Source organism: Rhodovulum sp. 12E13 (assembly GCF_003340565.1).
Taxonomy (GTDB): Bacteria; Pseudomonadota; Alphaproteobacteria; order Rhodobacterales; family Rhodobacteraceae; genus HLUCCA09.
In genome coordinates, this window is the sequence record NZ_QPLK01000020.1 from 39,741 (window position 1) to 62,036 (window position 22,296).

General features: G+C 72.1%; 16 protein-coding genes. 7 read left to right on the top strand and 9 right to left on the bottom strand.

The window, feature by feature from the left end; genetic code table 11:
* Positions 1-70: 70 nt before the first annotated feature.
* Positions 71-781 (bottom strand): peptide-methionine (S)-S-oxide reductase MsrA, encoded by a 711-nt coding sequence (gene msrA / locus DLJ49_RS15915; RefSeq protein ID WP_115394543.1) that lies wholly within the window; start codon positions 779-781, stop codon positions 71-73.
* A gap of 163 nt (positions 782-944) precedes the next feature.
* A complete protein-coding gene (locus tag DLJ49_RS15920) occupies positions 945-1,478 on the bottom strand; it encodes a cupin domain-containing protein (RefSeq protein WP_115394544.1) in 534 nt (177 codons plus the stop codon).
* A gap of 258 nt (positions 1,479-1,736) precedes the next feature.
* On the opposite strand from DLJ49_RS15920, the gene DLJ49_RS15925 reads away from it, so the two are divergent.
* Entirely contained in the window at positions 1,737-2,807 is a 1,071-nt protein-coding gene (locus tag DLJ49_RS15925) for a YeeE/YedE family protein (RefSeq protein ID WP_115394545.1), read from the top strand.
* A gap of 194 nt (positions 2,808-3,001) precedes the next feature.
* On the opposite strand, the gene DLJ49_RS15930 is transcribed toward DLJ49_RS15925, so the two are convergent.
* Positions 3,002-5,227 carry a primosomal protein N' gene (locus tag DLJ49_RS15930; RefSeq protein ID WP_115394546.1) on the bottom strand — a complete coding sequence of 742 codons (2,226 nt, stop codon included), beginning with the start codon at positions 5,225-5,227 and terminating at the stop codon, positions 3,002-3,004.
* Between the two features lie 119 nt (positions 5,228-5,346).
* On the opposite strand from DLJ49_RS15930, the gene fsa reads away from it, so the two are divergent.
* The 4 genes from fsa (at position 5,347) to DLJ49_RS15950 (ending at position 8,540) form a co-directional block, all read left to right on the top strand.
* Positions 5,347-6,000 carry a fructose-6-phosphate aldolase gene (gene fsa / locus DLJ49_RS15935; RefSeq protein ID WP_115394547.1) on the top strand — a complete coding sequence of 218 codons (654 nt, stop codon included), beginning with the start codon at positions 5,347-5,349 and terminating at the stop codon, positions 5,998-6,000.
* Between the two features lie 92 nt (positions 6,001-6,092).
* Positions 6,093-6,791, top strand: coding sequence for a DUF484 family protein (locus DLJ49_RS15940; protein ID WP_115394583.1), 699 nt, complete (start codon positions 6,093-6,095; stop codon positions 6,789-6,791).
* Entirely contained in the window at positions 6,788-7,711 is a 924-nt protein-coding gene (locus DLJ49_RS15945) for a tyrosine recombinase XerC (protein ID WP_115394584.1), read from the top strand. The genes DLJ49_RS15940 and DLJ49_RS15945 overlap by 4 nt, the downstream gene beginning before the upstream one ends.
* Before the next feature lie 130 nt (positions 7,712-7,841).
* Entirely contained in the window at positions 7,842-8,540 is a 699-nt protein-coding gene (locus tag DLJ49_RS15950; RefSeq protein WP_115394548.1) for a CDP-alcohol phosphatidyltransferase family protein, read from the top strand.
* Positions 8,541-8,550: 10 nt separating this feature from the next.
* Here the strand turns inward: DLJ49_RS15950 and DLJ49_RS15955 are convergent, their stop codons facing one another.
* The 5 genes from DLJ49_RS15955 to DLJ49_RS15975 form a co-directional block, all read right to left on the bottom strand.
* Positions 8,551-8,808, bottom strand: a complete 258-nt coding sequence (locus DLJ49_RS15955) for a DUF3253 domain-containing protein (protein ID WP_115394549.1) — start codon at positions 8,806-8,808, stop codon at positions 8,551-8,553.
* Positions 8,805-9,167: a DsrE family protein gene (locus DLJ49_RS15960; RefSeq protein WP_115394550.1), complete on the bottom strand. Its 363-nt coding sequence runs from the start codon at positions 9,165-9,167 to the stop codon at positions 8,805-8,807. Before DLJ49_RS15960 ends, DLJ49_RS15955 begins: the two co-directional genes overlap by 4 nt.
* Positions 9,168-9,215: 48 nt before the next feature.
* Positions 9,216-12,209, bottom strand: coding sequence for an isoleucine--tRNA ligase (gene ileS / locus DLJ49_RS15965; protein WP_115394551.1), 2,994 nt, complete (start codon positions 12,207-12,209; stop codon positions 9,216-9,218).
* Positions 12,210-12,582: 373 nt separating this feature from the next.
* Entirely contained in the window at positions 12,583-13,971 is a 1,389-nt protein-coding gene (locus DLJ49_RS15970) for an outer membrane protein assembly factor BamB family protein (RefSeq protein ID WP_115394552.1), read from the bottom strand.
* Positions 13,972-14,024: 53 nt separating this feature from the next.
* The gene (locus tag DLJ49_RS15975) at positions 14,025-14,690 is read right to left on the bottom strand and encodes a hypothetical protein (RefSeq protein ID WP_115394553.1); all 666 of its coding nucleotides are present in this window, start codon (positions 14,688-14,690) and stop codon (positions 14,025-14,027) included.
* A gap of 325 nt (positions 14,691-15,015) precedes the next feature.
* On the opposite strand from DLJ49_RS15975, the gene DLJ49_RS15980 reads away from it, so the two are divergent.
* Complete coding sequence (locus tag DLJ49_RS15980; RefSeq protein ID WP_115394554.1) at positions 15,016-16,368, top strand: efflux RND transporter periplasmic adaptor subunit; 1,353 nt, start codon at positions 15,016-15,018, stop codon at positions 16,366-16,368.
* The gene (locus DLJ49_RS15985; protein WP_115394555.1) at positions 16,365-20,135 is read left to right on the top strand and encodes an efflux RND transporter permease subunit; all 3,771 of its coding nucleotides are present in this window, start codon (positions 16,365-16,367) and stop codon (positions 20,133-20,135) included. Before DLJ49_RS15980 ends, DLJ49_RS15985 begins: the two co-directional genes overlap by 4 nt.
* A gap of 256 nt (positions 20,136-20,391) precedes the next feature.
* On the opposite strand, the gene DLJ49_RS15990 is transcribed toward DLJ49_RS15985, so the two are convergent.
* Positions 20,392-22,269, bottom strand: coding sequence for an ABCB family ABC transporter ATP-binding protein/permease (locus DLJ49_RS15990; protein WP_115394556.1), 1,878 nt, complete (start codon positions 22,267-22,269; stop codon positions 20,392-20,394).
* Positions 22,270-22,296 lie beyond the last annotated feature (27 nt).

Below are 22,296 nucleotides of genomic sequence, written 5' to 3' on the forward strand. Positions count from 1 at the left end.
GAGGCTCTCGTCGCTGCCGCCATGCGCACCCTTTCCCGCGTCACGCGCCTCGGCCGCCCGGCCGCCCCCGTCAGGCGCCCCGCCTGGCGCCGCCGCCCGTGCCGCCGCCCGTGCCGCCGCCAGACCCGGCCTCCACGCCCGTGCCGACCGGGCAGGACACGCCCGTGCCGCCGACGCCGCAATAGCCGCCAGGGATCTTCGCGAGATATTGCTGGTGATAGTCCTCGGCGAAGTAGAAGCGCGGCGCCTCGACGATCTCGGTCGTCACGGGGCCGTAGCCGGCCTCGGCAAGCCGTGCCGCATACACCTCGCGGCTGGCCTCGGCCGCCTTCCGCTGCGCCTCGGTCGTCCAGTAGATCCCCGACCGGTACTGCGTGCCCACGTCGTTGCCCTGCCGCATCCCCTGGGTGGGATCGTGCCCCTCCCAGAACACCCGCAGAAGCTCCTCGTAGGGAATCACTGCCGGGTCGTGGACCACCCGCACCACCTCGTTGTGGTTGGTGCGCCCCGAGCAGACCTCGCGGTAGGTGGGGTTGGGCGTCTCGCCGCCCGCATAGCCGACCATGGTCAGCCACACGCCGTCGCGGCGCCAGAACATCCGCTCGACACCCCAGAAGCAGCCCATCCCGAACAGCGCCACCTCCATCCCTTCGGGCACCTCGAGCGTCAGGGGCCGGCCCGTCACGAAATGCGCCTCCGCCGTGGGAATCGGCGTGTCGCGTCCCGGCAGCGTCTCGTCGGCGGCGATCCTGGCCGCGGTCCGTCTCAGAAATCCGAACATGGAGTCCCTCCGCCTCGTGTCAGGGCGCGATATAGTCCTGCCACGATCGGCGTCCCACTCCGCCGGGGCGGGCTGTCGCAGGGGGCGCCGCGGCGCGGCCCGCCATAGGCCCGGGCTCGGCATCTCGGGCCCCCGGGCAGACATCCCGGGGCGCGCGACGGCCTCAGCGCGGCGTGAAGCGGTAGTCGACCTCGGCGAACCGCCCCGTGGGGAAGGTGTAGGCGAAACGCAGGCCCGCCGGCCCCGCCATCACGTCGTGCTCGGCCTCGGCGGGGATGTAGACGGCCACGCCCGCGGCGATCTCGTGCGCCACGCCCTCGATGGTGACCGTGCCACCGCCCTCGAGCCCGAAATACACCTCGGCGGGCCCGTGGCGATGCGGCAGCAGGGTGTCGCCGGGGCCGAACTCTGCCACGCCCAGCACCACGCCGGAGGAGGGCGTGCGGTCGGCGCAGATCACCGTTCGCCAGCGCACGGTGCCGAAGGCCGGGTCGTCGCCCCCCTCGAGAGGCACGGCCTCGGCCATGATGGCAAAGCCCGCCCCGGGCGCGACGGGCACGTTGGCCGGCGCCCCGGCGGCGTCGTCGAGCGCCTCGGGGGCGATCAGCTCGCCACAGCACTCGGCTCCCTCCCAGTCGACGCCACCCGGGGCGGCAGCGGCCAGGTCGAAGGCGGTCAGGGTCGGGTCGGGCGTCATGGCCGTGTCTCCCTCGCGGCGGTGCGTCCCCGCCGCCCGTCTCGCACGGGATCGCCGGCCGAGGATCGCCCACGGGCGACGCGCGCGAGTCGTTTTTCTTCGGCCCGACTGGCGCGGGCCGATCCGCCAGAGCGCCGCCGACGCCGCGACAGGCCGCGCAACCCGGCCGCTTTCGCCGCGACACGCCCGCCCTGATCCAGATCAAGGCATCCATTCCGCGGTGCGAATACGTGATCGCGGTCGGTGGAGGGACGCGGCATGGATATCCTCGGCATCGTGGAGCGCATCGGCGAGGCGCCGGCCGCCGCCCTCTTCGGCGTCATGACCGGCGTGATCTTCGGGATCGCCGCCCAGCGCTCGCAGTTCTGCCTGCGCGCGGCGACGGTGGAGTTCGCCCGCGGCCGCCTCGGCCCCCGCATGGCGATCTGGCTGCTGTGCTTCTCCACCGCGCTCGTCTGGGTGCAGGCGGCCGACCTCGCCGGGCTGATGCGCGCGGAGGACGCCCGCATGATGGCGGTGCCGGGCTCGTGGTCGGGGGCCATCGTCGGCGGGCTCCTGTTCGGCGTCGGCATGGTGCTGGCGCGCGGCTGTTCGGGGCGGCTTCTGGTGCTCGCGGGCACCGGCAACCTGCGCGCGGTGGTGGCGGGCCTCGTCTTCGCCGTCGTGGCGCAGATGAGCCTCTACGGCATCCTCGCCCCCGCGCGGGCCGAGATCGCGGGGCTCTGGATCACCGGCGGCGGGCGGAACCTCGATCTGCTGGCCGCCCTGCACCTGCCCGAGGCGTCGGGCCTCGCCCTCGGGCTCGCGCTGGCCGGCATCGCCCTGTGGCTGTCCTTCCGCAACCGGCTGCGCGTCGCCACCCTGGTCTTCGCCTCGGGCGTGGGCTTCGCCGTGGCGGTGGGCTGGGCCGTCACCTTCGGTCTTTCCCGGGTCGCCTTCGATCCCGTCCAGATCGAGAGCGTCACCTTCACCGGGCCGTCGGCCTCGACGCTGATGTTCTTCCTCGCGCCCGAGCGGGTGCTCGACTTCGATATCGGGCTCGTGCCGGGCGTGTTCATCGGCGCCTTCCTGGCGGCCTGGGCGGCGGGCGAGCTCAAGGCCCAGAGCTTTCACGACCCCGTCACGATGACGCGCTCGGGGCTGGGCGCGGCGGCGATGGGCTTCGGCGGCATGCTCGCCGGCGGCTGCGCGATCGGCGCCGGCGTGACCGGGGGCTCGATCTTCGTCGGCACCGCCTGGGCGGCGCTGACGGCGATGTGGGTGGGCGCCGCGATCACCGACCGCCTGCTCGACCAGCGCGGCGCGCGCGGCGCCCCCGTCGCCGTCTGACCCGTCACGGTCCTAGCCGTCACGGTCCTCGCCGTCGCAGGCCAGGTCCTCGTGAGCCGCGCCCTCGCGGGCCGAGTCGAAACGCGGCCCCCGCCCCTTCTTCTTGCTGAAAATATCCCCGCCGGAGGCCCGCGCCCGGAACGGGCGCGACCCAGGGGGAACGCGCCGCAGGCGCTCCGCCGCGATACCGACCCTCAGAAAAAGCTCTGCGGGTCGATGTCGACGGTCACGCGGATCCGGCTCGGCACCTTCACCTGCGCGAGCCACGCCGACAGCGCCCCCTGCAGCGCGGCGCCCTTGCCCGCCTTGACCAGCAGTCGCACCCGGTGGCGGCCGCGGATGCGAGCGACAGGCGCGGGCGCCGGCCCGAAGACCTGCGCGCCGATCCGGTCGAGCGGCGCTGTGGCGCGGGCGAGCGCGGTGCCGAGGTCGAAGACCGGGGCGAGTTCCGGCCCCGACAGCACGATGCCCGCCAGCCGGCCGTAGGGCGGCATGCCGGCTGCCTCGCGCTCGGACGCCTCGGCCCGCCAGAACGCCTCCTCCTCGCCCGACAGGATCGCCCGGATGACGGGGTGCGCGGGCTGCCAGGTCTGCAGGAGCGCGCGGCCCCTGTGCTCGACCGTCCGCCCCGCCCGGCCCGAGACCTGCCGCATGAGCTGAAAGGTCCGCTCGGCCGCGCGCAGGTCGGACCCCTGCAGACCGAGATCGGCGTCGATCACGCCCACGAGCGACAGGTTGGGAAAGTTGTGCCCCTTCGCCACGATCTGCGTGCCGATGATCAGGTCGGCCGCGCCGTGCGCGATCTCTTCCACCCGCGCCTTGAGCGCCCGCGCCGAGCCGAACAGGTCGGACGAGAGCAGCGCGACGCGCGCCTCGGGGAACACCTCCGCCACCTCCTCGGCGAGCCTCTCCACGCCGGGTCCGAGCGCGGCGAGCTTGCCCGCCACCGCGCAGGCCGGGCAGACGGTCGGGATCGGTGTCGTCTCGCCGCACTGGTGGCAGACGAGCCGCTTGAGGAACCGGTGCTCGACCATCCGCGCGTCGCACTGCGCGCAGCCTACCTGGTGCCCGCAGGCGCGGCAGAGCGTGACCGGGGCGTAGCCCCGCCGGTTGAGAAACAGAAGCGCCTGTTCCCCCCGCTCGAGGACTGCGCGCACCTCGGCCGTCAGCGCAGGCGAGATCCAGCGGCCCTGCGGCACGTCCTCGCCCCGCATGTCGATCGCGGCCATCACGGGCAGGTCGGCGGCGCCGTGGCGCGCGGCGAGGTCGAGCCGCGCATACTTGCCCGCCTCGGCGTTGGCCCAGCTTTCGAGCGAGGGCGTGGCCGAGGCGAGCACCACCCGCGCCCCGGTGATCGAGGCGCGCAGCACCGCCATGTCGCGGGCATTGTAGAGCACCCCGTCCTCCTGCTTGTAGGAGGGGTCGTGCTCCTCGTCGACGACGATCAGCCCCAGGTCGCGGAACGGCAGGAACAGCGCCGATCGCGCGCCGACGACGAGTTGCGCCTCTCCCTCGGCCAGCATCCGCCAGGCCCGGCGCCGCTCGGTCTGGGTGACGCCCGAATGCCACTCGGCCGGGCGCGCGCCAAAACGCGCCTCGACGCGGGCGAGGAACTCTCCGGTCAGCGCGATCTCGGGCAGCAGCACCAGGGCCTGCCGCCCATGCGCGAGACAGGCCGCCACCGCCTCGAGATAGACCTCGGTCTTGCCCGAGCCGGTGACGCCGCGCAGCAGGGTCGTGCCATAGCCGCCCGCGGCGACGCCGGCACAGAGCGCCGCGGCCGCCGCGCGCTGGTCGTCCGACAGGGTCACGCCGGGGCGGTCGGGGTCGAGCCTGGGAAAAGGCGTGTCGCGCGGGGCCTCGATCTCCTCCACCCAGCCGCCGTTCGTGAGCCCCTTGACGACGCCGCTCGTCACGCCCGCCCGCGCGGCGAGCTCCGACAGGGTGAAGAGCGCGCCCGGCTCCTCCTCGAGCACTTCGAGCACGCGGGCACGGGGCTCGGTCATACGGGCGGGCTCGCCCGTGCCCCGGCGATAGACGCGCCGCGTGCCGGGCGCCTCGCCGAGGCCCGGCGCGCGGGTCGCCAGTCGCAGCATCGCGGGCATCGGCGTCAGGGTGTAGTCGGCGGCGCGGCCAAGGAACTCGCGCATCTCCGCGGCCATCGGCGGCACATCGAGCACCCGCGTGACCGGGCGGAGCTTCGCCCGGTCGTAGCCGCCCGTGCCCGGCCCCCAGACCACGCCGAGCACCCGGCGCGGGCCCAGCGGCACCTCCACGAAATCGCCCGTCCCGCAGCCGCCCGTCGGCGCGGTGTAGTCGAGCAGCCGGTCGAGCGGCTCGACCGTCAGCACCGCCACCACCGCACCCTCCGCAAAGTCGGGCGCCGCCCCTTCCCGCCCCCGAGTGAACAGATCATCCATGCCGTGCGCGCCCGTTCCGGCCTTTCCCGGCCCCCGCCTCTGCGGTATTCCCGCCCCCGAACAGGCCGGGGCCGGCGGGACCCGCCCCGACCGTCCCCCTACCGAGCAGGAGCGCCGCCATGAAATTCTTCGCCGACACCGCCGACACCGCCGCCATCCGCGAACTGGCCGAGACCGGCCTGCTCGACGGGGTGACGACGAACCCCTCGCTCGTGATGAAGTCGGGCCGCGACTTCAAGGAAGTCGTGCGGGACATCTGCGCCATGGTCGAGGGCCCCGTGTCGGCCGAGACGGTCGCGCTCGACGCCGAGACCATGATCGCCGAGGGGCGCGAACTGGCCAGGCTCGGCGACAACGTGGCGATCAAGGTGCCGCTCACGCTCGACGGGCTCAAGGCGTGCAAGACGCTCACGGGCGAGGGACGTATGGTCAACGTCACGCTGTGCTTCTCGGCCAACCAGGCGCTGCTGGCAGCCAAGGCGGGCGCGACCTTCATCTCGCCGTTCGTCGGCCGGCTCGACGATATCAACCTCGACGGGATGGAGCTGATCTCGGACATTCGCCAGATCTACGACAATTACGGCTTCGAGACCCAGATCCTCGCCGCCTCGATCCGCACCGTGAACCACGTCAGCGAGGCCGCCAAGATCGGCGCGGATGTGGCCACGATGCCACCCGAGGTCATCAAGAAGCTCGCAGCCCACCCCCTGACCGACAAGGGTCTGGACGCCTTCCTCAAGGACTGGGAAAAGACGGGGCAGAAAATTCTCTGACGCCGCAAGGGGAAGGGCGGAAGAGTTGATGTGCATGGCGATGGTCGTGACAAGGAGGGGCGCATGGGGGACGGGGCATGAGCGAGGCGGCGATGGAGCGGGATGACCTGCGCGAGCGGATCCTCGCCGCACCCGAGCGGATCCTCGAGGACCGCGAGGTCATGCGCGCCCTCGTGGGCGCGGAGCGCGGCACCACCGGCGGCAAGATCGTCGATCTGCGCGGCATCGCGATGGAGCGGCTCGAGGCCCGCCTCGACCGGCTGGAAGACACCCACCGCTCGGTCATCGCGGCCGCCTACGAGAACCTCGCCGGCACCAACCAGGTGCACCGCGCCATCCTGCGCATGCTCGACCCGGTCGATTTCGAGGAGTTCCTGCACAACCTCGCCACCGACGTCGCCGCGATCCTGCGGGTCGAGTCGATCCGGCTGGTGCTCGAGAGCCCCGAGCCGGGGTCGGGCGACGCGCTCGAGGCGAGGCTTGCCGACATCCTCTCGATCCGCCCCGAGGGCTGGATCGACGCCTATATCGACGGCGGGCGCGAGGGCCTGCCCTGGCGCACCGTGACCCTGCGGCAGGCCGTGCCGGGGGAAGACAACCCCTATGGCGAGCAGGCCCAGTGGGTGGCGTCGGAGGCGCTCGTCCGGCTCGATTTCGGGCCCGGGCGGCAGGCCGGCATGATCGCGATGGGCGCCGAGGACCCGCACCAGTTCAAGCCGTCGCAGGGCACCGACCTGCTCACCTTCTTCGGTGGCGTGTTCGAGCGGCAGATGCGGCGCTGGCTGAGCTGAGCCTGCATATCTCCCCCGCCCTGCGCGACGCCTCGGCGCGCTGGGCCGACCACCTGCGCGGCGTCGAGGGCCGGGCCGAGGCGACCGTGGCGGCCTACACGGCCGACCTGCGCGGCTTTCTCGCTTTCCTGACCGAGCACCTTGGCGGCGCCCCCGGCCCCTCCGCGCTCGCCCGCATGGCACAGGCCGACATGCGGGCGTGGATGGCGCGCGAACGCGCCCGAGGCCTTTCGGCCCGCTCGCTGGCCCGCGCGCTGTCGTCGGTGAAGTCCTTCGCGCGGTGGCTTGCCGATCACGACGGGGTCGAGGTGACGGCGATCCTCGCCACGCGCGCGCCGCGCGTGGCGCGCAAGCTGCCCCGGCCGCTGGCCGAGGAGGCCGCCCGCGCCATGCTCGACACCGCGCCGGCGCAGGCGACCGAGCGCTGGATCGCCGCGCGCGACGCCGCCGTTCTCACGCTTCTCTACGGCTGCGGACTGCGCATTTCCGAGGCGCTCGGACTCGACGCCGGCCTGCTGCCGCTGGGCGAGTCGCTGCGGATCAGCGGCAAGGGCGGCAAGGAGCGGGTGGTGCCGGTGATCGCCCCGGCCCGCGACGCGGTCGCGGCCTACGCCACGGCGTGCCCGCATCCGCTTGTCCCAGGCACCGCGCTTTTCCGCGGCCTCCGTGGCGGGCCGCTCAACCCCCGTCTGGTCGCGCGCACCATGGAACGGGCCCGGATGCAGCTCGGCCTGCCCGCCTCCGCCACGCCCCACGCGCTCCGCCACAGCTTCGCCACCCATCTGCTCGATGCGGGCGGCGACCTGCGCGCGATCCAGGACCTGCTCGGCCACGCCTCTCTGGCCACGACCGAAGGCTACACCGCTGTCGACACCGCCCGCCTTCTGGAGGTTTACGCAAGCGCGCACCCCAAGGCATGAGGCGCAAGCGCGACGGGGAGCGCGCGCAAATCCCTTCGCAAGGGATTTGCAAATTCCTTCGTCAAGGAATTTGCGCCGCGCGGGGGCGGCGACGTTTGCACCGCCGCCCGCGATGCGGCAAGAGAAGCCGATGACCCCGCATCTGCGCGCCTATTCCGTCCACTTGCTCACCGCCACCGGCGCGATCTTCGCCATGCTGGCCATGCTCGAGGCGAGCCGGGGCGACTGGCCGATGATGTTTCTGTGGCTCGTGGTCGCCTTCGCGGTCGACGGCATCGACGGACCGCTGGCGCGCAGGTTCGGCGTGCAGCAACACGCGCCGCAGGTCGACGGCGTGCTGATGGATCTCATCATCGACTACCTGACCTACGTCTTCATCCCCGCCTATGCGCTGTTCCAGTCGGGCCTGCTGCCCGGCTGGCCGGGGTGGCTGGCGCTCCTCGCCATCGTCTTCACCTCGGCCATCTACTTCGCCGACACCCGCATGAAGACGAAGGACAATTCCTTCGCGGGCTTCCCCGGCTGCTGGAACATGCTGGTGCTCGTGCTCTTTGCGGTCTCGCCGCCGCCCTTCGTCTCGCTGGCGCTGGTGATCGTGCTTGCGGGCGCGATGTTCACCGATCTCAAGTTCATCCACCCGGTGCGGACCGACCGCTGGCGCGCGGTCTCGCTGCCCGTCGCCTTCGCGTGGACGTTCTTCGCCTTCTGGGCGGCGTGGGTGGAGTTCGACCCGCAGAGCTGGGCGATCTGGGGTCTGGTGGCGACCAGCGTGTACCTACTGCTCGCCGGCATCGCGCAGCAACTCATCGAGGCACGGCAGCCGGCCTGACCGCCTCCGGTCAGGCATCCGGCAGGCCGAGGCGGATCGGGCCGGCCGCCGTTTCGGGATCGACCGGCGCCCCCTTGCGCGTGGCCCGCAGCTCGCCCCGTCGCCGCATCTCGCCGGCCACGCGGCGCACCCCGGGCATGAGCGGGCGCCAGTCGTCCGCGAGGGCCCGCGCCGCCTCGGAGGGGCAGAACGTCTTTCCCGGCCCGCGCCGCCGGGCGAGGTCGCGCAGGATGTCCGCGATCCGGTCGTCATCCGGCGAGGCGCTCAATAGCACAGCACCGTGTCGGCCTCCGTCGCCAGGTCCACCAGCTGGTCGGGAAAGGCGAACTCTGCCGCCTGTCCCGCGAGCAGGCTGTCGTCGTAGCCGCGGGCCCGTGCCGACATCGCGGAGACGAAGAAGCGCGCCCCGTGCTCGGACAGCGCGGCAAGGTGGTCGCGCGCCCTGCCCGTGCCCTGCCCCTCGAGCGAGGCCGCTGTGTCGGGCGCCAGCAGGTGCACCCCGTCGCCCGCGAGGAACACGCTCACCGCGTGCCCCTTCTTCGCGGCCGTCGCCGCCACGAGCAGGCCGAGCGCCGCCTTCGTGGCGTCGCCCGGCCCGGTGTGGATATGCACGAGAATGCTCGCCATGCCGTCCTCCCCCTCTCGATCGCGGGGGAGGCTAACACGCCCCGCCCGTCAGGTCAGCGCCGCGTCGCACCGGCCACAGACGCCGGGATGCGCGTGGTGGCCCACGTCGGGAAGCACCTTCCAGCAGCGCTGGCACTTCGCCCCCTCGGCGGGGGCCGCCACCACCGCCACGTCCGGCACGTCGGGCAGCGCGAACGCCTCGTCGGGGGCCGGCTCGGTCGAGATGCGCATGTCGCTGACGATGCAGAGATCGGCAAAGGTCTCTCGGTCGATCAGGCCCGCCACCTCCTCGGTCACATAGACATGCGGCGCGGCCTCGAGCGAGGCGCCGATCCTCCCCGCCTGCCGCTCGATCTCGAGCGCCCCGGTCACCACGCGCCGCACCTGCCGCACCTTCTCCATCCGCGCGGCCAGCGCGTCGTCGCGCCACGCCACGGGCGTCGCCGGCATGTCCTGCAGGTGCACCGACGATCCCTCGCCGGGGAACCGCTCGAGCCACACCTCTTCCATGGTGAAGACGAGCATCGGCGCAAGCCACGTCACGAGCCGGTGGAACAGCGCGTCGAGCACCGTCAGGCAGGCCCGGCGGCGGAGCGACTCGGCCGCGTCGCAATAGAGCGCGTCCTTGCGGATGTCGAAATAGTAGGCCGACAGATCGACCGTGGCGAAGGTGAAGACGCGCGTCCACACCTCCTGGAAGTCGTAGGCGGCGTAGCGCGCCCGCACCTCGCGGTCGAGCGCCTCGAGCCGGTGCAGGATCGACCGCTCGAGATCGGGCATTTCGGCCGGCTCGACCCGCAGCGCCTCGTCCCAGTGCGCCAGCGCGCCGAGGATGAACCGCATCGTGTTGCGCAGGCGGCGATAGCTGTCGGCCGTGCCCTTGAGGATCTCCTTCCCGATCCGCAGGTCGCCCGTATAGTCCGACTGCGCCACCCAGAGCCGCAGGATGTCGGCGCCATATTGCTTCTGCACGTCCTCGGGCGCGACCGTGTTGCCCTTGGACTTCGACATCTTCTCGCCCTTCTCGTCGAGCGTGAAGCCGTGGGTCAGCACGCCGCGATAGGGGGCGCGGCCCTTGGTGCCGCAGGCCTGCAGCATAGAGGAATGGAACCAGCCGCGGTGCTGGTCGGTCCCTTCGAGGTAGAGATCGGCGATGCCGTCTTCCGTGCCGTCCTCGCGGTCGCGAAGCACGAAGGCGTGGGTCGAGCCTGAATCGAACCACACGTCGAGGATGTCGAAGACCTGGGTATAGGCGTCGGGGTCGTGATCGGTGCCGAGGAACCGGGCCTTGGCGCCCGGCGCATACCACGCATCCGCCCCTTCCGCCTCGAAGGCCGCGACGATGCGGGCGTTCACGGCCGGGTCGCGCAACAGGAAGTCGGCGTCGTCGGGCCTGGCCCCGTTCTTCACGAAGCAGGTGAGCGGCACGCCCCAGGCGCGCTGGCGCGAGAGCACCCAGTCGGGGCGGTTCTCGATCATCGAATACAGGCGGTTGCGGCCCGAGGGCGGTGTCCACGTCACCAGCTCGTCGATCGAGCGCAGCGCGCGGGCGCGGATCGTGTCGCCGTAGTCGCCCATCCCGTCGTCGAGCTTGTGGTCGATGGCGGCGAACCATTGCGGCGTGTTGCGGAAGATCAGCGGCGCCTTGGAGCGCCACGAATGCGGGTAGGAGTGCTTGAGCCGTCCGCGCGCAATCAGCGCGCCCGCGCCCACCAGCGCCTCGATCACCCGCTTGTTGGCGTCGCCCTCCCTGCCCTTGTGGTCGAAGATCTTCGCGCCCCCGAAGAGCGGCAGGTCGGGGCGGAAGGAGCCGTCTTCCAGCACGTTGTGCGTCATCTTGAGGCCGTGGCGCTGGCCGAGCGCGTAGTCGTCGGCGCCGTGGGAGGGCGCGGTGTGGACGAAGCCAGTGCCCGCCTCGTCGGTCACGTGCTCGCCCGGCAGCATGGGCACGTCGTAATCCCACTCGTCCTGCCCGCCCTCGACGCCGCGCAGGGGATGGGCCATGGCGAGGCCGGCGAGCTCGTTGGCCGAGACGTCGCGCAGGCGCCGCCACTGGCCGTCGTCGAGCCGGGCCTTCACCATCGTCTCCTCGGCCAGCGCGTCGGCCAGCAGGTAGCGGTCGCCCACCCTGGCCCAGCACTCCTCGGGCGTGCCCGTGACCTCGTAGAGGCCGTAGGACAGGTCGGGGTTGAAGGCGACGGCGCGGTTCTGCGGGATCGTCCAGGGCGTCGTCGTCCAGATGACGACCGACGCACCGTCGAGATCGCCGAGCGCCTCGACCCGGCCCGCGACAACGCCCTCGCCCTTGACGAGGGGCTCGGTACGCCGGTCCGAGAGGACAGGGAACTTCACCCACACCGTGTGCGACTGGTGCTCGTGGTATTCCACCTCCGCCTCGGCCAGCGCGGTCTTTTCCACGACCGACCACATCACCGGCTTCGAGCCCTGATAGAGGGTGCCGTTCATCAGGAAGGTCATGAATTCCGACGCGATGACCGCCTCGGCGTGATAGTCCATCGTCAGGTAGGGACGCTCCCAGCAGCCGGTGACGCCGAGCCGCTTGAACTCCTGCCGCTGGATGTCGATCCAGCCCTCGGCGAAACGCCGGCATTCCTGGCGGAAGGCGACGACGTCGACCTCGTCCTTGTCCTGCCCCTTGGCCCGATACTGCTCCTCGATCTTCCACTCGATCGGCAGGCCGTGACAGTCCCATCCGGGGATGTAGCGCGCGTCGCGCCCCATCATCTGCTGGGAGCGCACCACCATGTCCTTGAGCACCTTGTTCAGGGCGTGCCCGATATGGAGGTGGCCGTTGGCATAGGGCGGGCCGTCATGCAGCGTGAAGGGCTGCCGCCCCCCGGCGCGCTCGCGCAGACGGTCGTAGATGCCGATCCGCTCCCACCGCTCGAGCCAGGCGGGCTCGCGGGCGGGCAGCCCGGCGCGCATCGGAAAGTCGGTGCGCGGCAGGAACAGCGTGTCCTTGTAATCGGGGGCGTCGGTCTCGGTGTCGGGTCCGGTCGGGGCGGTCGTGTGGGCGCACATGGGGCGGTCCTTCGGAACGGAACGAGAAGGGGGCGGAAGAAAGCGGCGCGCGTCGCGCAGGCACCTTGGCCCGACGCCCGCGCGGGGCGCGATGCCCTCAGGGCGCCGGGCGGATAATCGCGAGGATCGCCACCCGAAGTCTCATGGGCCGGGGTATAGTGCCGCCGGTGCCGGGGGTAAAGGGGCCGGGCGGGCGCCCGGCGCGGCGATGCCCCGCCTCGTGCCGCCCTCGCATGGGAAGGGACCCAAGGGCGCGGCTCGCCGCCCGGCTCTCGCCGGCGTCAGCCATCCCGCGCGGGGCAAGACCTGCGTCGCGCAAAAGGGTAGCGGGCACCGGAACCGCAACCGCCCGCGCGTGCGCCTGCCCCGGCGATCAGCGAAAGGCGTGCAGGCGTCCGTTGGCGCTGACGACGTAGAGCGTTCCGCCGACCACGACCGGGTTGGTCGTCGCGCCCCCGCGGATCGGGGTGCTGCCGACGAGGCTGCCGTCGCGCGGGTCGAACGCGCGGATCGCCCCGTCGCTTCCCGCCACCAGCAGCCGATCACCGGCCAGAACCGGCCCGTAATGGGCGAAGACGGCCTGCCGCCGCCGGAACCGGTCGCTCTGGAAATGGGGCAGATCGACCGCCCAGATGACGCCGCCGTCGGCGCCGTCGAGCCGCACGAGCTGGCCCTGGTCGGTCACCGCGAAGACCGAGCCGCCGACCGGCCAGACCGGGCTCATCGCGCCCTCGGTCGCCGTCCAGATACGCTCGCCCGAGCGGGCGTCGAGCGCGGCGATGCGGCCCGCGGGCGAGCCGGCATAGACGACGCCGCCATCGACCACCGGGTCGCCCGTGATGTCGGAGAAGCCCGCATAGGCCCGGCCCCGGCGCTGGCCCGCCACGGTCGACGACCACACGCGCACCCCGCCGCGCTTGAGAGTCGCCACGAGCTCGGCCGAACCGAAGGGGAAGATGGCGAGCCGGTCGGTCACTGCCGGCCCCGCGCCGCCGATGGTCGAAGAGGGCGACGGCGAACCCGGCAGCTGCCATTCGAGCCGCCCGTTGTCGGCCCGCACGGCGAAGGCGCGGGCGTCGCGCGAGGCGACGTAGACCAGCCCGTCCGACACGGTGGGCGCACCGTCGACCGGCGCGTCGAAGTCCTGCGTCCAGATCACCGCGCCCGTGGCCGGGTCGAGCGCGTGCAGCGCACCGAATCCGGTGGTCACGAAGAGCCGCCCGCCCCCATAGGCGAGGCCGCCGCCCGTCGCGTCGCCCGGCTTGTCGGGGGCCGGCACGAGGTCGCGCGACCACAGGGGCTGGCCGGAGGTGGAATGCGCCATCGCCCGCGCCGCCGAATCGAGCGTGTAGATGCGCCCCTCGGCCACGACCGGGTCGGCAGTGATCGAGGCCCGCCGCCCGTCACCCGCGCCGATGGTCGCCGTCCAGACCGGCTGGAGGTTTCCGCCGAGGGCGGGGTGGCGAATGCGATGCGCGGGGGTGCCGTTGCGGTGCGTCCACTCGGCGTGGTCGACGGTGGCGGGGAGGGTTATGGGCTCGGCCCGGTTGATCTGCGCGTCGGCGGCGGCAGCGGCGCCGGCGTCGACCGTGCCGTCCTCGCCCGGCAGGCTCGCCTCGAGCGGGGTGCGCACGTCGAAGCGCGCGCCCTGCAGGATCGGCTCCTGCCCGCACGAAGCAAGCAGCATGGCGAGACCGAGCGCGATGCCTGCCCCGCCGCGCAGGCGGCCGTGCCTGCGCGCGGCGCCGGTCCCGTTGCGCATGTCGTCCCTGTCCCCCGTCACGCGACCCTCACTCAAGCACACCTTCTCCCGCCTCAGCCGGAACCGGCCTGCGGCAGCTCGCCCCCGAGCGCCACCACCAGCTGCGCGAGGCGCTGTCGCATGCCGGGCGTCACGCCCTGCTCCAGCAACAGATCGCGCGCCGCCTGAACCGCCGCGTCACGCCGCCCCTCGGCGAGGTGCCCGTAGGCCTGCTGCTCGAGCGCGAGCAGCCGGTAGGGCGCGCCCGGCGCCGAGAGACGCTCGATCAGCTGGGCGCGTGTCGTGGCATCGACGCCGCCCGACTCGCCCAGCATCACGAGCTTCAGTGCTGCAAGATCGGAATAGAGCGTGGGCGCGTCCATATCCTGAGCGAGCGGACGCAGCGCGTCGGCCGCCGCGGACGGCTGCTCGGCCGAAAGCCGCTCGGCGGCCACGAGCAGCGCCACGAGGTCGCCGGCGCCCCCGTCGACCGGGGCAGCGGCGAGCGCCTCCTGCCTGGACCCGGCATCCTGCGTCTCGAGCGCGGCGAGCAGCGCGTCGCCCAGCGCCTGCGCCTCTGCCTCGGCCCGCGCCTTGCGCCACTCGTTCGCCGCCGCGCCACCGACGATCGCGACCACGGCCACGACGCCGATCCACGCATATCGCCGCAGGTATCGGAAGAGCCGCTCTCGGCGGACCTCCTCGGTCACTTCCTCGATGAAGCTGTCGGTCTCGCTCATGCTGCGCCCGGCCCCGGTTGCGTCCCGCTCCCTACCCCATCGCCCCGCCCGATGCCAGCCCCGCCCGGGCCGGGCCCGGCCGGGGATGCGGCCGCGCGACAGCCCGCCGCCGCGGCGCCTGCCCGCGGGGCGCGGCCCCGGCCTCGCCCCCGCCACCGGCCCCGCCCCCGACCCCCGGTGCGCGGATGCCGCCCTTTACCTGCGTCAACACACCCTTGGAAAAGCGTGCGTCGCGGCATAACCTGAACTGGTCGGTTCAGAAATTCATGTTAGGTCTGGCCGGGGCCGGAACCGGCCCGGTTCTTGCGAGGAAGGGGCGCCCCACATGCGCTTGATCTACGGTCTCACGGCGCTTCTGGTCGCCTTCGCCATCTACATGGTGGTGATCCAGCGCGAGGCGCTGCTCGAGTTCGCCGGCCGCGGGGCCCCCGAAGGAGCACCCCCCGAAGCGACCGAGGCGGCCGACGTTGAGCGCGAGGACGAGACGGCGCTCGGCTCGACCGGAACAGGCGCCTCGGTCATCGAGGAGGCGCCCGACCGCATTCGCGTCGTCGCCATGCCTTCGCAGGCGCGCGAGATCGACACCGCGGTGCAGCTGCGTGGCCGGACCGAGGCCGCACGCCAGGTCGAGGTGCAGGCCGAGACGTCGGGGCGCATCGTCAACGCGCCCCTGCGCAAGGGCGCGCTGGTCGAGGCGGGCGACGTGCTCTGCCGGATCGCCCCCGGCACGCGCGAGGTGGCCCTGGCCGAGGCGCGCGCCCGCCTGCGCGAGGCCCGTGCCCGCATCCCCGAGGCCGCCGCCCGGATCGAGGAGGCCGAGTCGCGGCTCGCCGAAGCGCAGATCAACGACCGCGCGGCGCAGTCGCTCTCGCAATCGGGCTTCGCCGCCGAGACGCGGGTCGCCGCGGCCGCCGCCGCCGTCTCGTCGGCCCGCGCGCAGGTCGAGACGGCCCGCGCCGGCCTGGAGGGTGCGCAATCGGCCGTGCAGAGCGCCGAGGCCGCCGTCGCCGCCGCCGAGACCGAGATCGAGCGGCTGGCGATCGAGGCGCCCTTCGGCGGGCTTCTGGAAAGCGACACCGCCGAGCTCGGCGCGCTGATGCAGCCCGGGCAGGCCTGCGCCACGGTGATCCAGCTCGACCCGATCCGCGTCGTAGGCTTCGTGCCCGAGGCGCAGGTGGCACGCGTGGCCCTCGGCGCACAGGCCGTGGCCGAGCTCGTCTCGGGCCAGCGGGTGACCGGCCGGGTGACCTTCGTCGCCCGCTCGGCCGACCCCCAGACGCGCACCTTCCGCGTCGAGATCACGGCGGAGAACCCCGATCTCGCCATACGCGACGGCCAGACCGCCGAGATCGCCATCGCGGCCGACGGGGCCGAGGCGCACCTGCTGCCCGCCTCGGCGCTGACGCTCGACGATTCGGGCCGTCTCGGCGTGCGGACGGCGCGGGCGGGCGAGGCGGGCGACGTGGCCGCCTTCGTGCCCGTCGAGCTGATCCGCGACACGCCGCGGGGCGTATTGGTCACGGGGCTCGACGACGAGGTGCGCGTGATCGTGGTGGGGCAGGAATACGTGACCGACGGGGTGCCGATCGAGGTCACCCTGCGCGACGCCGCGCCCGGTGCGCCCGCGCCCGCGGCCGCCTCGGCCACAGTGAGCGGCGCCGAGGGGGTCACGCAATGATCGGCATCGTTCAATGGGCCGCCGATCATGCACGCATGGTCGTTGCCTTCATCGTGCTGTCGCTCGTCATCGGCGGCGCGGCCTATGTCGGCCTGCCCAAGGAGGGCGAGCCCGACATCGAGATCCCGGCGGTGTTCATCTCCGTCCCCTTTCCCGGCATTTCCGCCGAGGACGCCGAGAAGCTGATCGTCAAGCCGATCGAGACCGAGATGAGCGATCTCGACGGGCTCGACACCATGAGCGGCACCGCGACGGAGGGTTACGCCAACGTGGTGCTCGAGTTCGAGTTCGGCTGGAACAAGTCGCAGACGCTGGCCGACATCCGCGCCGCGATGGACAAGGCCGAGGCCAACTTCCCCGACGGCGCCGAAAGCTGGACGGTCGACGAGTTCAACTTCTCCGAGTTTCCCATCGTCATCGTCACCCTCTCGGGCCCCCTGCCCGAGCGGACGCTGCTGCAACTCGCCACCGACCTGCAGGACGACCTCGAGGGGCTGGAGCCCGTGCTCGAGGCCGCGCTCGCCGGCCACCGCGACGAGATGGTCGAGGTGGTGATCGACCCGCTGCGGCTCGAATCCTACAACGTCACCGCCGGCGAGCTGATCAACGCGGTGACGCAGAACAACCAGCTGATCGCCGCGGGCGAGGTCGAGACCGCGAGCGGGGCCTTCTCCGTCAAGATCCCGTCGTCGTTCGACGAGACGCGCGACATCTACGAATTGCCCGTCAAGGTGAACGGCGACCGCGTGGTGACGCTCGGCGATCTCGCCGAGATCAACCTCACCTTCGAAGACCGCACCGGCACCGCCCGCTTCAACGGCGAGCCGACGGTGGCCCTGCAGGTGGTCAAGCGCAAGGGCTTCAACCTGATCGACACGGTCGCGCTGGTGCGCGAGACCGTGGCTGAGGCTCAGGAGACGTGGCCGCCCGAGCTGCAGCAGGCGGTGATCGTCGGCGCCTCGAACGACCAGTCCAACCAGGTGCGCGCGATGGTCCAGCAGCTCGAGGGCTCGGTGCTGACCGCCATCGCGCTGGTGATGATCGTGGTGCTGGCCGCTCTCGGGCCCCGGCCCGCGCTGCTCGTGGGCTTCGCCATCCCCACCTCGTTCATGCTGTGCTTCGCGCTGCTCGCGGTGATCGGGGTGTCGATCTCGAACATCGTCATGTTCGGCCTGATCCTCGCCGTGGGCATGCTGGTCGATGGCGCGGTGGTGGTGGTGGAATACGCCGACAAGCGCATCCGCGACGGCTCGGGCCCGATGCGCGCCTATGTCGAGGCCGCGCAGCGCATGTTCTGGCCCATCGTGTCGTCGACGGCGACGACGCTCTGCGCGTTCCTGCCGATGCTGTTCTGGCCGGGCGTGCCGGGCGAGTTCATGGGGATGCTCCCCGTGACGCTCATCTTCGTGCTCTCGGCCTCGTTCGTCTCGGCGCTCGTCTTCCTGCCGGTGATGGGCGGTGTCTCGGGGCGGATGAGCCGCACCTTCGGGCGCGTGGCCGATCTGCTCACGGCGACCCTGCCCTGGGTGCTGCGCGCGGCGCTGGCGCTCGGCGCGATCTGGCTCGCCTTCGCCGCGGCCATGCAGGTGCTCAACCCGACCTACCTGCTGCCCGCGGGCCTGCCGCCGCTCGCGGCCAGCGCCATCGGCGGGCTGCTGTTCGTGGCGGCCGCGATCCTCGTCTCGATCACGCTGCACGCCGCGGCGATCCAGTGGGGCCCGCGAAAGGTGCGCGCCGGTCACCGCCGCACGCCCTTCGGCTGGCTCATCCAGTTCATCACAGGCAACCCGGTGATGCCGCTGGTGATGATCGCCGTGGTGATCGGCGTCGTCATGGCGACCTTCGCCACCTATGGCGAGAACAACCGCGGGGTGGAGTTCTTCGTCGAGACCGAGCCCGAGCAGGCGATCGTTTATGTCCGCGCCCGCGGCAACCTCTCGCTCGCCGAGAAGGACGCGCTGGTGCGCGAGGTCGAGCAGGAGGTGCTGGGCACCCCCGGCATCGAGACCGCCTTCGCCTTTGCCGGCGAGGGTGGGCTCAACTCCAATACCGGGGGATCGTCGGGGCCGCGCGACGCGATCGGGCAGGTCCAGATCGAGATGACCCGGTGGGAGGACAGGCCGCGCATCAGCGATCCGCTCACGATCTTCGGCCTGCCCGTGCTCGACCGCGCCACGGTCGATCCCGCCTATTCCGGCCAGGCCATCATGGACGACCTGCAGGCGCGGCTCGACACGATCCCCGGCATCTTTACCGAGGTGACCGAGCTCGCGCAGGGCCCTGCCTCGGGCAAGCCGCTGCACCTGCGCATCAAGGGCGAGGATCTGGCCGAGCTGGAGCGCGCCGTCGAGACGGTGCGCTCCCGCTTCGAGGACACGCCGGGCCTGATCGACATCGAGGATACCCGCCCGCTGCCCGGCATCGACTGGGAGATCTCGGTCGACGTCGAGAAGGCGGGCCGCTACGGCGCCGACGTGGCGACGGTGGGAGCGATGGTGCAGCTCGTCACCCGCGGCATCTTTCTCGACACGATGCGCGTGCCGACCTCGGAGGAAGAGATCGACATCCGCGTTCGCCTGCCCGAGGACGACCGTGTGCTGTCGACGCTCGACACGCTCAAGGTGCGCACGGCCGATGGTCTCGTGCCCCTGTCGAACTTCGTCACGCGCGAGCCGGTGGCCAAGCTCGGCCGGATCGACCGCGTCGACCAGTCGCGCTACTACGACGTCAAGGCCGACGTGGCCGGAGGCCTCGTCAGGCTGGCCGGCCCGGACGGCGAAACGGTCGACGTGGTGCCGGCCGCGGCGACGCAGAGCGGCCCGCTCGCCGAACGGATAGGGTCAGAGGGCCTGTCGGTCGTGCCGGTCAACGCCAACGAGCGGATCGCCGTGCTCACCGAGTGGCTCGAGACCTCCGGCGCGCTCGACGGCTTCGAGTGGGAATGGACAGGCGACCAGGAGGAGCAGGCCGAGAGCCAGGCCTTCCTGCAGAACGCCTTCGGCGCGGCGCTGGGGCTGATGTTCATCATCCTGCTCGCGCAGTTCAACTCGTTCTACAATGCCGTGCTGGTGCTGCTCGCGGTGGTGCTGTCGACCACCGGCGTGCTGATCGGGATGCTGGTGATGAACCAGCCGTTCTCCATCATCATGACCGGCACCGGCATCGTCGCGCTCGCCGGGATCGTGGTGAACAACAACATCGTGCTGATCGACACCTACCAGGAGCTGTCGCGCTACATGCCGCGGCTCGAGGCGATCGTGCGCACCGCCGAGCAGCGGCTGCGCCCGGTGCTGCTGACCACGATCACCACCATGGCGGGGCTGACGCCGATGATGCTGGGCCTCAGCCTCGACTTCTTCGGCGGCGGCTACTCGCTCAACTCGCCCACCGCCATGTGGTGGACGCAGCTCGCCACCGCCGTCGTCTTCGGCCTCGGCATCGCCACGGTGCTGACGCTGGTTCTGACGCCGTCGCTTCTGGCGGTGCGCGTCTGGGCGGGCCAGGGCGCCTACCGCTCGGCCCGCGGCCTGGCCGCGCTGGTGATGGGGCGCGAGAGCCGCATCGCCCGCGACGTCGCACTTGCGCGGGCGGCGCGGCGGGCCAAGCGGCCGCTGCTCGTCTTCGACCCGGCCGAGTTCGCCCCCGCCCCCCTCGCCGTCCGGACGCCCGCGCCGACGCCCGCCGCCTCCGCCACCCGGCGCGCGCGTCCGCTCAAGGCGCCCGAACAGCCGGCCCTGCCCGCCCCGCCCCTCCGCGCCGCCGAGTAGCCGGCGGCCCCGTGCGGGGCGGAAAAGGGCCGCGGCGCCAGCCGCGGCCCCCCGGTCGCCGCCGTCAGGCGGCGAAACACGCGCCTCCCCAAGCGCACCTCCCGACCTCTCCCGCGCCCCCGACGCCCGCAAGCCCCCCGCGACGCCCGACCAGCGATACCGCAGGCGACCCGGGCGGCGTTTCGCGGCGGATCGCCGCCGAAGGCGGCGAAACCTCTCTCGTGCCGCCGAGGCTAGGCGCCGTCGGCGGCGACATTCAGGCCGCGTCCTCTGCCGCCTGCCGCCGCCAGAGCCCCGCGTAGCGCCCGCCGCGGGCGAGAAGCTCGGCGTGGCTGCCCTGCTCCACGACCTCGCCCGCGTCGAGCACGGCGATCCGGTCGGCGTCGACGATGGTCGAGAGGCGATGCGCGATGGCGATCACGGTGCGTCCCTCGCCCATCCGCCGGAGCGAGGACTGGATCGCCTGCTCGGTGGCGGTATCGAGTGCCGAGGTCGCCTCGTCCAGCAGCAGGATCGGCGGATCCTTCAGGATCGTGCGCGCGATGCCCACCCGCTGCTTCTCGCCGCCCGACAGCTTCAGCCCCCGCTCGCCCACGAGCGTGTCGTAGCCCGCGGGCAGCCCGACCACGAACTCGTGGATCTCGGCCGCCCGCGCCGCAGCTTCGACCTCGGCGTGCGAAGCGTCGGGCCGTCCGTAGGCGATGTTGTACCAGATCGTGTCGTTGAACAGCACCGTGTCCTGCGGCACCACGCCGATGGCGGCCTGCAGGCTCGCCTGCGTGACGTCGCGCACGTCCTGCCCGTCGATCCTGACCGCGCCGCCCGTCACGTCATAGAACCGGAAGAGGAGCCGCCCGATCGTCGACTTGCCCGAGCCGGTCGGCCCCACGATCGCCAGCGTTTCCCCCGGCCCCGCCCTGAGCGAGATGCCCTTCAGGATCGGCCGCTCGGGCTCGTAGGCGAAGCGCACCGCGTCGAAGACCACCTCCCCGCCGGACACGGTCAGCGGCGCCGCGCCCTCGCGGTCGACCACCTCGGCGGGCTGGTCGAGCAGGTCGAACATCTGCCCCATGTCGAGCAGGCTCTGGCGGATCTCGCGGTAGACCGTGCCGAGGAAGTTGAGCGGCAGCACGATCTGCAGCATGTAGGAGTTCACCATCACGAACTCCCCCACCGTGTAGTCGCCCCGCATCACGCCGAGCGCGGCCATCACCATCACCCCCGCCACGCCCGCATTGACGATGAGCGCCTGGCCCGTGTTGAGCGCCGCGAGCGAGGTCGTGGTGCGGATCGAGGCGGTCTCGAAACCCTCCATCGCCACGTCGTAGCGCGCCGCCTCGCGGCCCGCGGCGCCGAAATACTTCACCGTCTCGAAGTTGAGCAGCGAATCGATCGCGCGCTGGTTGGCGCGTTCGTCCTGCTCGTTCATCTCGCGGCGGATCTGCAGCCGCCACTCCGTCACCGTGAAGGTGAACCAGACATAGACCGCGATGGTGACGGCCAGCACGACGAGGAACGTCCAGTCGAACAGCGTGACGAGGATCCCCGCGATCAGCAGCAGCTCGAGGATCAGCGGACCGATGGAAAAGACCATGAAGCGCAGCAGGAACTGCACGCCCTTCACCCCCCGCTCCATCACGCGCGAGAGCGCCCCGGTCTTGCGCGAGATATGGTAGCGCAGGCTCAGACGGTGGATGTGGGTGAAGGTGCGCAGCGCCAGCTTGCGCAGCGCCCGCTGGGCGACGGCGGCGAAGACCACGTCGCGCAACTCCTGGAAGCCGGTGTTCATCAGCCGGGCGAGGCCATAGGCGATCGTCAGCCCCACGGCGCCGACCGCGAGCATCCCGGCGCCGGGGTCGACCTCGCCCGCGAGCGTGTCGACCGCGCGCGAATAGATCAGCGGAATGGTGACCGACACGAGCTTGGCCAGCACCAGCAGCGCCAGCGCGCCGACGACGCGGATCCTGAGGCGGCGCGCCTCGACGGTGCGCTCGCGCGGCCAGATGTAGGGGATCGCGTCGCGCAGCACCCGAAGGCCGCGCGCCCGCTCCTCGGCGCGGCGACGGGCCGCTTCGTCCTCCGTGTGCGGTCCGGTGCCGCGGGCCCCTTCCCCGTCCGCTCTTTCGTCGCTCATCGGTCCTCCGCGGCCCTGGTCGGGCGC

Bases quoted from the DNA above. Each gene is read 5' to 3' on its own strand.
- msrA (WP_115394543.1), bottom strand. From the start codon at position 781: ATGTTCGGATTTCTGAGACGGACCGCGGCCAGGATCGCCGCCGACGAG.
- DLJ49_RS15920 (WP_115394544.1), bottom strand. From the start codon at position 1,478: ATGACGCCCGACCCGACCCTGACCGCCTTCGACCTGGCCGCTGCCGCC.
- DLJ49_RS15925 (WP_115394545.1), top strand. From the start codon at position 1,737: ATGGATATCCTCGGCATCGTGGAGCGCATCGGCGAGGCGCCGGCCGCC.
- DLJ49_RS15930 (WP_115394546.1), bottom strand. From the start codon at position 5,227: ATGGATGATCTGTTCACTCGGGGGCGGGAAGGGGCGGCGCCCGACTTT.
- fsa (WP_115394547.1), top strand. From the start codon at position 5,347: ATGAAATTCTTCGCCGACACCGCCGACACCGCCGCCATCCGCGAACTG.
- DLJ49_RS15940 (WP_115394583.1), top strand. From the start codon at position 6,093: ATGGAGCGGGATGACCTGCGCGAGCGGATCCTCGCCGCACCCGAGCGG.
- DLJ49_RS15950 (WP_115394548.1), top strand. From the start codon at position 7,842: ATGACCCCGCATCTGCGCGCCTATTCCGTCCACTTGCTCACCGCCACC.
- DLJ49_RS15960 (WP_115394550.1), bottom strand. From the start codon at position 9,167: ATGGCGAGCATTCTCGTGCATATCCACACCGGGCCGGGCGACGCCACG.
- ileS (WP_115394551.1), bottom strand. From the start codon at position 12,209: ATGTGCGCCCACACGACCGCCCCGACCGGACCCGACACCGAGACCGAC.
- DLJ49_RS15970 (WP_115394552.1), bottom strand. From the start codon at position 13,971: ATGCGCAACGGGACCGGCGCCGCGCGCAGGCACGGCCGCCTGCGCGGC.
- DLJ49_RS15975 (WP_115394553.1), bottom strand. From the start codon at position 14,690: ATGAGCGAGACCGACAGCTTCATCGAGGAAGTGACCGAGGAGGTCCGC.
- DLJ49_RS15980 (WP_115394554.1), top strand. From the start codon at position 15,016: ATGCGCTTGATCTACGGTCTCACGGCGCTTCTGGTCGCCTTCGCCATC.
- DLJ49_RS15985 (WP_115394555.1), top strand. From the start codon at position 16,365: ATGATCGGCATCGTTCAATGGGCCGCCGATCATGCACGCATGGTCGTT.
- DLJ49_RS15990 (WP_115394556.1), bottom strand. From the start codon at position 22,269: ATGAGCGACGAAAGAGCGGACGGGGAAGGGGCCCGCGGCACCGGACCG.